This window comes from Myxococcales bacterium, from assembly GCA_016706225.1.
Classification (GTDB): Bacteria; Myxococcota_A; Polyangia; order Polyangiales; family Polyangiaceae; genus JADJKB01.
In genome coordinates this window covers 254147-267358 of the sequence record JADJKB010000021.1, presented here as the reverse complement: position 1 = coordinate 267358, position 13212 = coordinate 254147, and the positions used below count along the sequence as shown (strand labels likewise).

The 13212-nt window shown below is 65.8% G+C and carries 15 protein-coding genes; 7 read left to right on the top strand and 8 right to left on the bottom strand.

Features of this window, described 5'->3' with window-relative positions; genetic code table 11:
* Positions 1–22 precede the first annotated feature (22 nt).
* Both IPI67_25935 and IPI67_25930 read left to right on the top strand, forming a co-directional pair.
* Positions 23–316, top strand: a complete 294-nt coding sequence (locus IPI67_25935) for a nucleotidyltransferase family protein (protein ID MBK7583621.1) — start codon at positions 23–25, stop codon at positions 314–316.
* Positions 306–668: a DUF86 domain-containing protein gene (locus IPI67_25930; GenBank protein ID MBK7583620.1), complete on the top strand. Its 363-nt coding sequence runs from the start codon at positions 306–308 to the stop codon at positions 666–668. The genes IPI67_25935 and IPI67_25930 overlap by 11 nt, the downstream gene beginning before the upstream one ends.
* Before the next feature lie 248 nt (positions 669–916).
* Here the strand turns inward: IPI67_25930 and IPI67_25925 are convergent, their stop codons facing one another.
* The 3 genes from IPI67_25925 to IPI67_25915 all read right to left on the bottom strand — a co-directional run bounded on the left by IPI67_25925 (position 917) and on the right by IPI67_25915 (position 4225).
* A complete protein-coding gene (locus tag IPI67_25925) occupies positions 917–1831 on the bottom strand; it encodes a hypothetical protein (GenBank protein MBK7583619.1) in 915 nt (304 codons plus the stop codon).
* Positions 1828–2448, bottom strand: a complete 621-nt coding sequence (locus IPI67_25920) for a hypothetical protein (protein MBK7583618.1) — start codon at positions 2446–2448, stop codon at positions 1828–1830. Before IPI67_25920 ends, IPI67_25925 begins: the two co-directional genes overlap by 4 nt.
* Before the next feature lie 1057 nt (positions 2449–3505).
* Positions 3506–4225 carry a hypothetical protein gene (locus IPI67_25915; GenBank protein MBK7583617.1) on the bottom strand — a complete coding sequence of 240 codons (720 nt, stop codon included), beginning with the start codon at positions 4223–4225 and terminating at the stop codon, positions 3506–3508.
* Between the two features lie 240 nt (positions 4226–4465).
* Between IPI67_25915 and IPI67_25910 the strand changes: the two genes are divergently transcribed.
* Both IPI67_25910 and IPI67_25905 read left to right on the top strand, forming a co-directional pair.
* Positions 4466–4684 (top strand): hypothetical protein, encoded by a 219-nt coding sequence (locus IPI67_25910; GenBank protein ID MBK7583616.1) that lies wholly within the window; start codon positions 4466–4468, stop codon positions 4682–4684.
* Positions 4674–5066 carry a type II toxin-antitoxin system VapC family toxin gene (locus tag IPI67_25905; GenBank protein MBK7583615.1) on the top strand — a complete coding sequence of 131 codons (393 nt, stop codon included), beginning with the start codon at positions 4674–4676 and terminating at the stop codon, positions 5064–5066. Before IPI67_25910 ends, IPI67_25905 begins: the two co-directional genes overlap by 11 nt.
* Before the next feature lie 38 nt (positions 5067–5104).
* Here the strand turns inward: IPI67_25905 and IPI67_25900 are convergent, their stop codons facing one another.
* Both IPI67_25900 and IPI67_25895 read right to left on the bottom strand, forming a co-directional pair.
* Positions 5105–5824: a hypothetical protein gene (locus tag IPI67_25900; protein ID MBK7583614.1), complete on the bottom strand. Its 720-nt coding sequence runs from the start codon at positions 5822–5824 to the stop codon at positions 5105–5107.
* Positions 5825–6092: 268 nt separating this feature from the next.
* The gene (locus tag IPI67_25895; GenBank protein MBK7583613.1) at positions 6093–6629 is read right to left on the bottom strand and encodes a hypothetical protein; all 537 of its coding nucleotides are present in this window, start codon (positions 6627–6629) and stop codon (positions 6093–6095) included.
* Between the two features lie 636 nt (positions 6630–7265).
* Here IPI67_25895 and IPI67_25890 point away from each other — a divergent pair.
* The gene (locus IPI67_25890) at positions 7266–8126 is read left to right on the top strand and encodes a hypothetical protein (protein MBK7583612.1); all 861 of its coding nucleotides are present in this window, start codon (positions 7266–7268) and stop codon (positions 8124–8126) included.
* A 131-nt stretch (positions 8127–8257) separates the two neighbouring features.
* Here the strand turns inward: IPI67_25890 and IPI67_25885 are convergent, their stop codons facing one another.
* The 3 genes from IPI67_25885 to IPI67_25875 all read right to left on the bottom strand — a co-directional run bounded on the left by IPI67_25885 (position 8258) and on the right by IPI67_25875 (position 11914).
* Entirely contained in the window at positions 8258–8536 is a 279-nt protein-coding gene (locus IPI67_25885) for a hypothetical protein (GenBank protein MBK7583611.1), read from the bottom strand.
* Positions 8537–8640: 104 nt separating this feature from the next.
* Entirely contained in the window at positions 8641–9612 is a 972-nt protein-coding gene (locus tag IPI67_25880; GenBank protein ID MBK7583610.1) for an SUMF1/EgtB/PvdO family nonheme iron enzyme, read from the bottom strand.
* A gap of 10 nt (positions 9613–9622) precedes the next feature.
* The gene (locus IPI67_25875) at positions 9623–11914 is read right to left on the bottom strand and encodes a VCBS repeat-containing protein (protein ID MBK7583609.1); all 2292 of its coding nucleotides are present in this window, start codon (positions 11912–11914) and stop codon (positions 9623–9625) included.
* 125 nt (positions 11915–12039) lie between these two features.
* On the opposite strand from IPI67_25875, the gene IPI67_25870 reads away from it, so the two are divergent.
* Positions 12040–12363, top strand: coding sequence for a DUF559 domain-containing protein (locus IPI67_25870; GenBank protein ID MBK7583608.1), 324 nt, complete (start codon positions 12040–12042; stop codon positions 12361–12363).
* A 374-nt stretch (positions 12364–12737) separates the two neighbouring features.
* Positions 12738–13103, top strand: coding sequence for a DUF559 domain-containing protein (locus IPI67_25865; protein MBK7583607.1), 366 nt, complete (start codon positions 12738–12740; stop codon positions 13101–13103).
* The last annotated feature ends 109 nt before the right edge of the window (positions 13104–13212 follow it).

Sequence of the window (13212 nt, the reverse complement as noted above, 5' to 3'; positions counted from 1 at the left end):
AACGACACGGTATACTCATCGCGTGGACCGAGACGTTGCCTTCCAGCGCCTTTCCGAGCTGCTGCCGACTGCACGTACGCGCTTCGGCGTGCTGGACCTCGCCGTGTTCGGTTCGGTGGCTCGTGGTGAAGCGCTGGAGACGAGCGACATGGACGTGCTCGTCGATTTTGTCGGTCCCGCCACGTTCGACGGATTCATGGGTCTCAAGCTCTTCCTCGAGGAGAGCCTTGGGGTCCGGATTGATCTCGTGACCCGGGCCGCGCTCAAGCCCCGGCTGCGCGAGCGCATCGAGGCCGAGGCTCGTCGTGTCGCGTGACGAGGGGTCGTGCATCGCCGACATGGTCGAGGCGTGCGCGCGCATTCAAGACTACACATCGGGGATCGATGCAGCTGCGCTCCGAGGCGACCGCAAGACCGTCGATGCCGTTCGTCGGAACCTCACGGTCCTCGGAGAGGCCGCGAAGCGTGTGTCGGACTCCGTTCGCGCACTTACGGCGGACGTTCCTTGGCGGGAGATCGCGGGGATGCGCGACGTGGTGATCCACGACTACTTTGGGGTGGATCTCGACATCGTTTGCGATGCGGCGCTGGTCAAAGTCCCGAGCCTGCAAGGCTCACTCGAGAGGCTTCTGCTCGAGCTCGGGAGTGGTAGCGCAGATGGCGCCTGAATCTGCGCCGTGCGACCGGCCTCTCGAGTGAGAGCCGAAGCACGGAGAACGCGCCGCCGCGATGTGGGTGGGCCGCCCGAATCGACCCGATGAACACCCGTGACGTGCTCATCAGGGCGGCGGGCAACCAGGAGCGCTCGACGAAAGCCGAGGTCTACATGGACTCCGGCGTCGAGAATCTCAACGCCCGCGTCGATGAGCTCTTCGCGGGCGGCGGTCGCCCTTCGGGCTTGGAAGCCATGCCGAGCTCAGGGCGGGGGCGTCGACTGCCCGTCGCTGTTCGAGCCCCAACACAGGATCTTGCCGTCGACGCGCACCGCGCAGCCGTGCTGATCGCCAAGTGAGAGCTGCGCGAATTGACCTTCCGGCGGGTGCAGCGTGGTCTCGTCGCCGAAGCAGTTGATGGAGCCCGTCCTGCGGATGATGCAGACGCCCCGCCCGCCCGCGGAAACGTACGTGGCGTCCATCCCTGTTGGAGGCGAGAAGCCTTCGGTCTCTCCCCAGCACTGCACGGTGCTGTCGGGCCGAAGCGCACAGGAGATGTAGTTGCCGGCGGAGATCGACCTGAACGTCCCCTCCGGCGCGTTGGCCTGGCCGCCGAGGTTCAGGCCCCAGCAGATGGCCGTACCGTCGGTGCGAAGCGCGCAGCTATGATGACTACCTGCTGCGACATCCTTGAATCTTCCAGGCGGCGCGTCCGTGGCGGCGTGAAGTGAATTTCCCCAGCATAGGAGCTTGTCGTCGAGCGTGACGCCGCAGGCGTGGCTCGATGCGGAGACCTTCTTGAAGAGTGCATCGGGAACTTCCCACGCGCTTGCTAATCCAGGGCTGCTGCCCCAGCACCCGAGCGTTCCCAATGGCGAGACCGCGCACCCCGCCAAACCGCTGAAACTCACATCCGCCCAGACCCCGTCCGGAGGTTTGAGCAACGTCCCGGAGAATGCGCCCCAGCACGCAAGGTGACCCGTGCGGTCGATCGAGCAAGAGGTCTGCCCGCCGACCGAGACCCGCGGATACTCCGGCGCGGGAGGAGGCGCTGCGTCGAATCGACCTCCATCCGTCCCCGGCTGATCGCCGGGCACCGTACGACCGCAGCTGGACGCCCCTCCCAGCGCGAGAGCGACGAGCAGCGCGCAAAGCGAAGCTCTGTATGGTTTGGTCATGGGTACACCGAACCTGAACCGCGGATGATCTTGACGGTGAGCGAGTACGCGACATTGCCCGATGTCGACGGTGGCTGCTTGAGCCGTACCCCGACGTAGATGGGCCAGAACCCTGATTTCGTGGGGAAGAGCGCGATCGCCTTCGCCGGCGGGTCGAACCCCTCGGGGGTGTCGTAGTTCGGTCCGCTCACTGGCGGATACAACTGATGATCCTTGGCGCAGTACTGGATGGTCGTGGGCTCCTGGAAGGGACAGGGTTGCTCGTCGTAGAGGCGGACTTCAATTTTCACGCCCTTTGGTGGGACGATTTCGTACTCCACGCTGTCGCCCTGGCGCGCCTCTTCGTTGATGACGAAGAAGTCCTCCTCCGAGCAGCAGAGCTTGCCGGTGATCGGTCGGTAGTAGGTCAGCCCGGTCGCGATCAGGTTCTCACTCTTCGTCTGCTTGTTGATGATTTCCAGGTGGCCGTGCGCTTCGCTCCCCTCGCTGCCCCGCCCGAACCCGTACTCCGCGAAGGCCCGGCGGACCTTTTCCGAGGTCGCATTTTGAGGCAGAAACCAGCGGTTCTTCGCCAGCTGACCGGCACCCGCTGCCAGCACGTCGATCAGGGAAGACAAGATTCGAGATGTCGGCCAGCACCGGCGGGTTGAGCGTCACCTGCTGATTCAGAAAATCGGACCAGTTCGCGCGCCCGACCTGATGCGAGTTGAGCGGGAAGACTCGCTCGACCGCACCTGTCAAACCCCCGACGTTGACGACCACGTCGGCCATTTCGGGAAGGCCGGGATCGCGGAACGTGACCGGGTAGTAACCGTGGTCGTTCACTCTGCGCACCATGCTCGAGGGACGCGCTCCGCCGCCAGGGAACGGCGCACGCCGCACGACGAGCTGTGGCGGGTCGTAGACTAGCTCGAGCGGTGGCGCACCGCGCGCGAGCAGCGCTTCGCGCGCGATCGCGACAGCTTCTGCTGGAGGCACGAGGGCGGGCGCCGGCGCCATGTCGGGTTGGAAACCGCTGGTGATGGCGCTGATGGAAACCCCGTCGGCCCCCATGTAGAAACTCACCCGCGCCAACTCGACGGGGACCGCGGGCTCACCGCGCGAAAGGACGAGCTTCTGCTGAAATGCCGTGCTGTCGGCGTCCACGCGCCCAGGCATCGGTTCGAGGAGGTCTCGACCGGGTCGAACGCCCAGCAGGTTGCTGATGTCGGCGGACTGCGCCAGCGCGGTGAGCTTCGTGGCCCGCTCGGCGAACGCTTTCTGCAGGGCGACGCCCTGGCCTCTGCCCATCCGAGAGGCGCCGATGATGGCTCGCGCGGAGCGGCTCAGCCCCGGGATCGGAAACGGCCGATCCCAATCCAGCATGCGCACGTCATCCCCCAGCCGATCAGCGTCCGGGGGGGAGCAAGGCGTGTGCCAACGGAGGCGCGAGCCCGAGAGTCAAACCCAACGTTACCGCGATGCGCGCGCGATGACTCTGACTCCTCGACCCCATCACGCAGCTGAGTCTAGATATGCGAGTCGAGCGCCGCAATGTGGGCTTCCGCGCACACTCGGCGCCGCCGCTTCCACTTCGATCGCTGCCCTCCGCCCTTGCTAACCGAGCGAGCGCCCTGACGCGAGATTCTCCCTCCAATGAAGTCGACGGGCGGGCGGAGAGTTCCCGGGGCTGAGCTACCCCCGCACCCACCCCGCCCCCGCCAGCTCCCCCGCCAGCGCCACCAAGATCACCCGCGGGTCGTTCGTGCGCAGCGTCGGCAGCGCGGCCAGCGGCGTCTTCTTGTCGACCATGCCGCGCAGCGCTTCGAGCGCGCGGCGCGTCTGGCCTTCGCGCGCGGTGTACTCGTTGCGATACGCGCCGAGCGCGCCGGCCAGGTCGGGCTCGCTCGAGATCCGCGCCTCGAGCTCGCTGACCCACGCAGGCGCCTCGCTGACCGCGCGATTCAACAAGACCGCCGACGCTCCCAGCGAACGCTCCCGCAGCTCGCCCACCAAATACGCAGCATCGTCCAGCGAGCTGCCGCTCGGGCCGGTCACGATCACGTAGCGCGTGCTCGGCATGCGGATGCGCTCTTCGACCCGGCGGGTCAGATCGAGCCACTTCTCGCGAACCGGCATGAACTCCGCGAACAGCGCCGCGATGTCTCGGATGGCGACGACGCCCACCAAGTTGGACACCAGGTGGCCGACGCGCTTCTTGCCCCAGGCGAGCAGACCGCACCCCTTCGGGTGTCTCGAAGCGCGTCGGTCGTCCGGGCGGTCGTCGAGCGCGGAGCCGGCGAGCTTTGCCAGGCCCACCATCCACTCCAGCGTGCGCGCCTCGAGCATGCGGCCGAGGCGTCCCGGGTAGTCGAGGAACTCGAGGGCGTGGCGCGAGGGAGCCGTGTCGAGCACGACTTCGTCGTAGCGGCCGGAGTGGAGCTCGTGCAGGGTTGCCTCCCCTCGCGTCGCTTCGCTCCGCGGTCCCCTCCTTAGCCGGTGAGCGCGAGCCGCAGCGCCTCGACGAGACTTCGAGCGTCGTGCCGCGGCTCGCGCTCACGCGGCCGGAGGGGACGCGTCCCTCCGAGCCTGTCAGCCGTTCCGAGGATGCCGTGCCACCTTGCCGGCGAACCCCGGCGCGCGTACGTTTGAGTCGTGGCAGCTACGGACCTGGACGCGCTGGTGGAAAGGCTGCGGAGGCTTCCGCCAAAGCAGCTCGAACGGGTCAAAGACCTGGTGGACGAGCTCGCCTCGGATGCGTCCACGCTCAAGCGACGGTTCCGGGCCTTCGCCGGATGCATCTCCAGCGAGGATGCCGAATCGATGATGCGTGCGGTGGAGGATTGCGAACGGATCGACGAGCGTGCCTGGTAGCGTACTTCCAGACACCAATGCGTTCATCGCCCTCATGGGTGGAGACAGTACAGTCGGTGAGATCCTGGACTTCGCCGACGAAGTCCTGCTTTCAGCCATCGTGCTCGGGGAGCTCACCTATGGCGCTCTGAACTCGCGGTCCCCCGATGACAACATCGTCAAGCTCACGGAGTTGCGACGCGAGTGCCGGTTCGTGCCAATCGACGAAGCCGTGGTGGCTTCGTACGGGCGAGTCCGGCTCCTTCTGAAGCAAAGGGGCCGGCCAATTCCAGAGAACGACATCTGGATCTGCGCCACAGCGCTCGTGCACGGGGCGAGTGTGCTGACCCACGACGCTCACTTCAAAGAAGTCGACGGACTTACACTCGTTGCCTGGGACTGACGTTGCGCGCCGCGTTCGTACCGCGAACGTGTCGCCGCCTATCCCCGCACCAGCGCCGATCCCGCCAGCTCTCCCGCGAGCGCGACCAAGATCTCGCGCGGATCGCTGGTGCGCAGGCTGGGCAGGGCCAGGCGTGGCGTCTTCCTGTCCACCATGCCGCCGAGCTCTCCGAGCGCGCGCTCGGTCTGGCCTTCGCGCGCGGTGTACTCGTCGCGATACGCGCCGAGCGCGCCGGCCAGGTCGGGCTCGCTCGAGATCCGCGCCTCGAGCTCGCTGACCCACGCAGGCGCCTCGCTGACCGCGCGGTTCAACAAGACCGCCGACGCTCCCAGCGAACGCTCCCGCAGCTCGCCAACCAAATACGCCGCATCATCCAGCGAGCTGCCGCTCGGGCCCGTCACGATCACGTAGCGCGTGCTCGGCATGCGGATGCGCTCCTCGACCCGGCGGGTCAGATCGAGCCACTTCTCGCGCACCGGCATGAACTCCGCGAACAGCGCCGCGATGTCGCGGATCGCGACGACGCCGACGAGGTTGGACACCAGGTGGCCGACGCGCTTCTTGCCCCAGGCGAGCAAGCCGCACCCCTTCGGGTGTCTCGAAGCGCGTCGGTCGTCGGGGCGGTCGTCGAGGGCGGAGCCGGCGAGCTTTGCCAGGCCCACCATCCACTCCAGCGTGCGCGCCTCCAGCATGCGGCCGAGGCGTCCGGGGTAGTCGAGGAACTCGAGGGCGTGGCGCGAGGGAGCCGTGTCGAGCACGACTTCGTCGTAACGGCCGGAGTTGAGCTCGTGCAGGGTTGCCCCAACTCGCCGCCGCTGCGCGGCGTCGGTCTTCCCCCGATTCGGGCTGCGCCCGAATGGGGAAGACGGGGAAGCGTCCCACCGCAAGTCCACAAGACCGGAACAACACCGGGGGAACTTCAGCCTTGAGTGGAGCGGGCAGTCGCACCGAGGGTTTCGAGCATCGCGGGACAGTGGCAGAGCCGACGTTCGGTGGCTCGGTGGCGGTGTGAAGTTCGCGGCTCGCTCACTTGCGGCGCACACGGTACAGTGCGGTGTGTGGCCACCCGGTGGCGCTGCGTGCTCCGACGAACCAGAGGGCGCCATCTTCGTCGACCACAGCACCCACAGAGCCAAGCTCGGGGGCCGCCTCGCGCCAAGTCACGCCGTCCCAATGGAAAGTGGTCCGGTGCCCGGTGAACCAGAGGTCGGATTCCCGCAGTCCAACTATGGCGTTGGGACGGAATTCGATCGGCAGCGGGATGTAGGTCGTGCTCTGATTCTCGATCCGCGCAACCAACTCGCACGGAGCGCTCGTGTTCACCCCAAGAACAATCGGAGGGATCGAGTAACCAAGCACGATTCCGAACTTCGACATCCAAGCGTGGAGGAAACCAGCAGGCAGAAGGGTCCGACGCCACGAGCGCCCATTGAACGCATGGACGCTCCAGGTCTTGGGACGCATCACAGTTAGCAGGGCGTGACTCCGGCGGGCGATGCCACTGACAATGGCGTCGCGCTCGAGCTCGACCGCCTCGCTTCTCCATCCCGACTCGTCTTGCACTTCTGCGCCCGTCCCTGTGCGAGCGAGCCACACTCCGTCTTCGGAAATCGGGCTCACGGGATAAATGCCCGCACTCTCCGGACAATGGAGCTGCCCGTCCGTGTCCACCCGCGAAACCAGAAGGCGCGTTCCGCTGGTCCCGAGGGCCAGGGCGCCGCGAGCGTCCGCTGCGATGTAGCGGTAGCCCGCGAGCGGTGCTGGCTCGATCGGCGCATGCGGGCCGTCCCCCCCGCGGTCGGCCCCATTGATTACACCGCCACACAACGCCGTCTCGCGAACAACGCGCTTCCCGTCGTGTTCCATCAATGTGTCGGGCGTCAGGAGCCACGCGCGACCGGCGTGTATCGCGATAGCCTTCACTGCGGTGGCGTCCGGAAGAGCCAGCTCTTCGAGCGTGTACCCAAAAGTGGCAATCGGGCTGCGGGGGCACTCAGGCCTAGCTGCAGGCGTCACCACCTGGGGAGCCGGCGCGGGCGGGGGCGCGCTCGGCGCCGGTGCGTGAGGCGAGCTAGGCACCGTCTCGCCCGTTCGGCAACCAACGGCCAGCCGGGCGAGCAACATCACCAAGAGTGCGCGCGGCCACACACGCGAAGCGTAGCTTGACGAGGGAGAAAGAAAAAAATCAATCATCCAATCATGGGGAAGCTTCTGGCATTGGCGCTGGCGTTCCTGGGCGTGTGGGTAGTGTCTTGCAGTGCGTCCAAAGGTGGCGAGAGTGAATCTCGTTCGAGGTCCGCCCTATATGGCGGCACGGTCATCGCGGACGCGAGCCAAGTCGGGATCGTCCACCTCGAGTGGGTCGAGAACCAAAACGACCTCGTCGCCTGCGCATCGAACACCGGCGTCCTCATCACGGCGACAACGGTTCTAACGGCAGGGCACGCCGCGGACTACGAGTATGCCAAGTACCAATGTAGCCCGACCGTACCCAAATTCCTTCGCATCACCATGCCTGCGCCCGCGGACGCGGGAGGAAGCACGACTGCGTGGATATCTTGTGGCACGGCTTGCGGCGAGAAACTGCATCCAAAGTTCAGGGGAACGATCGTCTGCGGCGACGGTTCTTGTGCGATTACCGAAAGCCCGACGTCCTGTTCGAAGGATTGCGCTTCGACGTGTGGGAACAAGATTTGCGAGACAGCCGAAATTGCCGCATGCCCGAAGGACTGTCCAAGTAGCGGCGAGAATGCCGACGGCTCGGACATCGCGCTCATCGAGACTGCGACCACGTTCATAGTCGGCGGCGACATCTTCCACGCACGACCCATCACCCGCAAAGCGACGAGTGAGTTCTACAACACGAAGGTGACCTGCTACGGGATGGCGAAGGGAGCACCGACCACTTTCGTTGACGGGGTTCTTCGCAAGGCAGACTTCACAGTCCTTCCGTTCCCCCACGCGGTTGTCGGATGGCGTATCGTGGATCTTGCCCAACAATCTGGCAGCGCCCGACGGGACGGGGTGGCATTGGCAGAAGGCGATCGGGATCACTTGTGACGAGGTCTTCGCCACCGTCGCGGTGATCAGCGCTCCCAACGCGAAGTTGGTCTACACGGTCGCACGAACTCGGCTCGACGCGCTCGGTCCGGGCCTGCCTCCCGACTGAAGCCCTGCGGGTGCGGCGATGCTCACCCCCGCACCCACGACGCACCCGCCAGCTCCCCCGCCAACGCCACCAATATCACCCGCGGATCACCGGTCCGCAGCGTCTGCAACGCCGCCAGCGGCGTCTTCTTGTCCACCATGCCCCGCAGCGCTTCGATCGCGCGCCGCGTCTGGCCTTCGCGCGCCGTGTACTCGTCGCGATACGCGCCGAGCGCGCTCGCGAGCTCGGGCTCCGAAGCGATCTTCGCTTCCGTTTCGTTCAACCACGCTGGCGCCTCGCCGACGGCGCGGTTGAGAAGCACCGCGGCGGCTCCGAGCGAGCGCTCTCGCAGCTCGCCGACGAGGTACGCCGCGCCCGGGCGCGTTGCCGCCGACTCGCGACCACGAGCTCATTCTGGCTTACTGGTTACTTCGCTTCATCCGCACAGCAGCGGAAGCCGAGCTCGAAGTGCCTCATGCTCACCGCGGGTGACGCAGCAGAGCAGCTCACTGCTGGGCCACCAGAGCTCGTCATGGAGCCGTATCCGTGAAGTGCGCAGCCCTGTCCCGACGGTAGGCATTCCGCCCCCCACTCCTGAACACTGCCAATCAAGTCGTACACCTGGTCAAAGCCCGGGTCCGCCCCGTGGCAGTCGCTACTGTCGACGTCCGCGATATCGCGCGCGGCCACCCCTGCTTTCTTGATCGCAGTGTTGTCGACACAACGTCCCGCGACGTAGGTGTCGCCCCAGGGGTACTTGGTCTTGCCGCCTTGAGTGCAAGCGTTTGCCCATTCACTTTGCGCGGCGTCATCGATGATCTCGAGGCTCCCTGCTCCGCCCCCGACCTTGCCGCACAGGCGCTTTCCGGCCCAAGCGCAGTAGGCGTGCGCGTCACACCAGTCCACGCACCCGACAGCGCGGTTCGGGTAGTTTTCCGGATCGTAGCCTCTGCCCTCGCACTCGTACGGCATGATCTCCCACGCATCGGGTAGGGTGAGCGGACCCATCCACTCCTTGTTCCACGCGCACGTCGCGATCTGGCCGCTGGTGTCGCCGTTCTTGGCCTGCATGAACTCTTGATACTCGCGCGCGGTCACCTCCCGCTGATCCATGCAGTACCCGGTACCGTTCGTGGCCGTGAGGTGGACGAGCTTGGGTGGACGGAGGCCCTCCGCGCACTTGCCAGGCGGGGCGTCGGTGGGTGCGTCGACAGGTACGTCAGCCGGCGCGTCCGTGAACCCATCTGGTAGCGTTTCCGCCTGGGCATCCTTGATTGGTTCCGGCTGCGGCGTTTCGGACGCGCTCTTGTCGCATCCGCTGAACCCGCTGAACCCACCGAACCCCGCGAGCAGGAGGGCCGTGAGGGTGGTCAGCTTCGAGCTGGTGTCGTTCGTCATCAAAACCTCCTCACAGCACCACGCCGCGCTGCGTCCCTATCGATCGTGACTCATGGGTTGTGTAGCCAGACTCCGATGTGAGCCAGTGGATGGTCATCGAGTCCGGATCGACGACCAGAATCTCGGACTTGCCGTCGCCGGTCATGTCGGCAACGCCGAAGACCATGGTGCGCGGCCGATTCAGCGTGGCGAAGGACTGGCAGCTCGATGGCCCGTTGCACGCGGGGTTGCCGCCGACGGCATCCCTGATGCAGAGCCAACCTGGGTCAGAGAAACTGTTGGCCCTGAAGATCACCATGTCGGTATAGAGGTCCAGGTCTCGATCGACATTGACGACGGGAATGTCGTAATCCACGCCCCACCAACAGGTGTTGGGGCTGCTGCTGGAGAAGATGTCCCACTTGGTCACCCACATCGAGTTGTCGACGGACCACAGGGAAAAGACGCGGCGCGGCTCGTACCAACAGCTTACGCCCTGGCAAACGAGCGTGGACCTCGAAATCCCCGACAGCGGAATCGAGCCGCTCCGAGCCCATGCGGCTCCACTGCCCGGCGTGGTGTTCACCTGCGCCGCGTATTGGCTCCCGAAGCAGGACCAAACCAGATTGCTCGTCGACCAATCGAACTGCGAACGCGCCATGTAGAAGCAAGCGTCTGCCGGGTTGTAGACGGCGAGGTCCGTCTTCCAATCGAAGTCGTAGTGGCCGGGCAAGGGGACCATCCCCGACCCGCCCATGAGCCGCGTGGTTTGGGTGAAGCTGCCGATGACCCGCCAGGTCCACTCGCCCGGCGCGTCCATCCGGTAGTACGCGAGCTCCGATGTCGCCGGATCCCCGTCGAAGTCGAGCCCAGGCATTGGCGTGGAGTCGCGGGTACCGAACAAGAAGGGCGAGGGCCACGCGCCGTCGTGCGAACAGGTTGTTAGTCGCGGACTCGACGCCAGGGAGTTGCACCAGCGCCAGATGCCTGTCGGGCTGGCCGGATCATTTCGGGACACGCCGCCCCCCGGCTGAAACACAGCGACGTCAGCGTATCCGTCGCCGTTGTAGTCGGCTGGAACCGGAATGTCTCCGAGTCGACCGAAGCTCACATTCATGGCCAAGCTTGGGCTGAATCCCTGCGTGCTCAGCAGAACGATGAACTGCCCATAGGACGACGCATCCGTCGGCGGGATCCACACGCCGATGTCGCGGCGACCATCATGGTCGAAGTCGAGCTTGTAGCTCGCCTCCCGATTGTGACCCTCCCCCAACTTCGGCCGGTAGCCCGCCGGAGTGAATGGCGCGCCGTTCGCCAGGTACGTGATGTCGTTGGTAGACGCTGCATCGGTCGGCATCTCATAGCGGAGGTAGCGTCGGACGCGCCCCACCTGCGAATCGCTGATGGCGTGTGAGATGGTATTGTCGTCGAGCGCGTAGTAGCTCATCACGTTCGGGCCGTAGCCGGAGGCGAACGTGAACGCGGTCCCCTTCAAGCTAGAGTCCCCGGTAGAGTAGTTCGTGCCGTTGACATTGCAGGACATCTGCCCGGTGTCCTGAACGGTGCAGTTCGAGCCAGTGTCTATCGCTTGGAGGCTCGACATCCACGAGTCGATCGTGGACCCGTTCGAGAAGAACGTGTTGGGGGAACCCGGCACGTAGAAGAGATCCCAGTACTCGGACGGTTTGACCTGCGCGAGGGTCGCGGGATCGAAAAGCCAGACTCCGGTAGGCGCGTTTGGATTCCAGGTCGCCCACTCGCCCGGCTTGAGGAACGAGTGCGAGAGGCCCATGGTGTGGCCGAGTTCGTGCGCAAACTTGTACGCCGGCATGCCTGGACCAGCGATCATCGCTGCGCTTCCCCACTCCGGATGGAAGCCCTGGAAGGCACCGACAAATTCCGGCACCCACACGATCAGCTCCGGTCGAGTTGCGTATCGTGTCGCCGCCACCCTGAGCCATGCGCGCTTGGACAGCGGTTTGCCAGCCGCCCAGGCATTGGCAGGCATCGAAGGAAACACGGCCTGAAGCTCCGCCCACACGGAGGAAAAAGTGAGAACTGCATCGTTTTCCAGGTTGTAGAAGCTCGGCGAAATCCATCGCTGCGTCGACTTCAGCCAGAACTGGACGCCTGCAGCCTTGAACGCCTCATTCGTCGCCTGAATGTTCCGCTGCAGGTCCGAATGGGTGAGGTTGTCTCCTGAAGACTGATATCGAACGATTTGCACGACCTTGATCGGGATGGTCCGCTCCTGCGCCACACTGGTGAAAGCTTCCTCGGTCGTAGAGACCGGAGCCGATGGCGCTAGGGTCCGTTCGTCCACCGAACAAGCTTGACTCAGCGAGCTCACGCCAACGAGGGCGACGACCGCCGCTCCGATGCGCGCGCCGAATCGCTCAAAATTGGGGGGGGGCAGCCCCCAATTTGCTGTCCACCTCGAGTCGACTCATGAGCGCCTCCCGCCCAGCCACGATCGCCGAACGCAGTGCTCAAAGCGATGATCGCTGTCAAGACCGCAACAGGATGCGCTCGCAACGCTTGCGCGTGTGGCTCCGAGATGACCTCCGCACCCAGCATTGGAAGTTTTCTGCTCTGTGCGAGCACGACGTCGAAGTCGATGGTGGCTACCACGCCGCGCGGCGGGCCGCCGATGCGCGGCGGGAGCGCGTGCTCCGGCGGCTGGGTTATCGCGTGCTCCGGCTGGACGCCGAGCTCGTGCTCGGGGCACCGGAGCAAGCGCTCGCGTTGGTGCGCGCGGCGCTTGCGGATTAGGGAACCTCGATCAGCTCGAACACGCGCTTCACCATTCCTGCCCCAACTCGCAGGTGCTGCTCGCGATTCGCGCTCGTACGCGCCTGCGGTCTTCCCCCGATTCGGGCTTGCGCCCGAATGAGGAAGACGGCTCGTTCCCGGACTGGGACGCCGTCGCTCGCTCGGGGCGAGCGGTCTGGTGGTGCCTCGGCCCGGCGCGGTGGGCGGGCCCCGCTCGAGCGGCGGACGCTCTCGGGCCAAGCCGCTTGCTGAACCGAAACGAACTCGCGAGCGTGACAGCGCGCGCGCACAGGGATGCGCTGCGCGCGGCGTGTCACAGATCGTGCGCCAGGGGTCGCGAAGCCCGCCCACCACGCCGGGCCTCGGAGGTCCCCATGTCCGCACGCCCCATCACTCAGCTTCGTCGTCAACAAGTCCTCGCGGAACGCGCCGCCGAGATGCGGGCCGCGCCGACTCGCTCGGAAGCTGCGCTGTGGGAAAAACTCCGCGGTGAACAGCTCGGCGTGCGCGTGCGGCGACAAGTGGTGCTCGGTCAGTATGTCGTCGACTTCTTGGTGCCCGCGTGTCGGCTCGTGATCGAAGTCGACGGTGGCTGGCATCGCCACCGCCGTGTGGCGGACGCGCGGCGCGAGCGGGCGCTCCGGCGGCTGGGTTATCGCGTGCTCCGCCTCGAGGCCGAGCTCGTGCTCAGCGCGCCGGTCCAAGCGGTGGCGAAAGTGCGCGAGGCGCTCGCGGGTTGAGCGCCCGGGCGACTTGCCAGCGACTCGCGATCACGAGCTCATCCGATGAGCGTCATGCGCATTAGCCTGCCCAGCGGAAGTCGTCCCCGAAATCACCTCGTACCGCCCA

Excerpts from the sequence above, each read along its gene's own strand:
- IPI67_25890 (MBK7583612.1), top strand. The coding sequence starts at position 7,266 with ATGGGGAAGCTTCTGGCATTGGCGCTGGCGTTCCTGGGCGTGTGGGTA.
- IPI67_25865 (MBK7583607.1), top strand. The coding sequence starts at position 12,738 with ATGTCCGCACGCCCCATCACTCAGCTTCGTCGTCAACAAGTCCTCGCG.
- IPI67_25870 (MBK7583608.1), top strand. The coding sequence starts at position 12,040 with ATGAGCGCCTCCCGCCCAGCCACGATCGCCGAACGCAGTGCTCAAAGC.
- IPI67_25880 (MBK7583610.1), bottom strand. The coding sequence starts at position 9,612 with ATGACGAACGACACCAGCTCGAAGCTGACCACCCTCACGGCCCTCCTG.
- IPI67_25925 (MBK7583619.1), bottom strand. The coding sequence starts at position 1,831 with ATGACCAAACCATACAGAGCTTCGCTTTGCGCGCTGCTCGTCGCTCTC.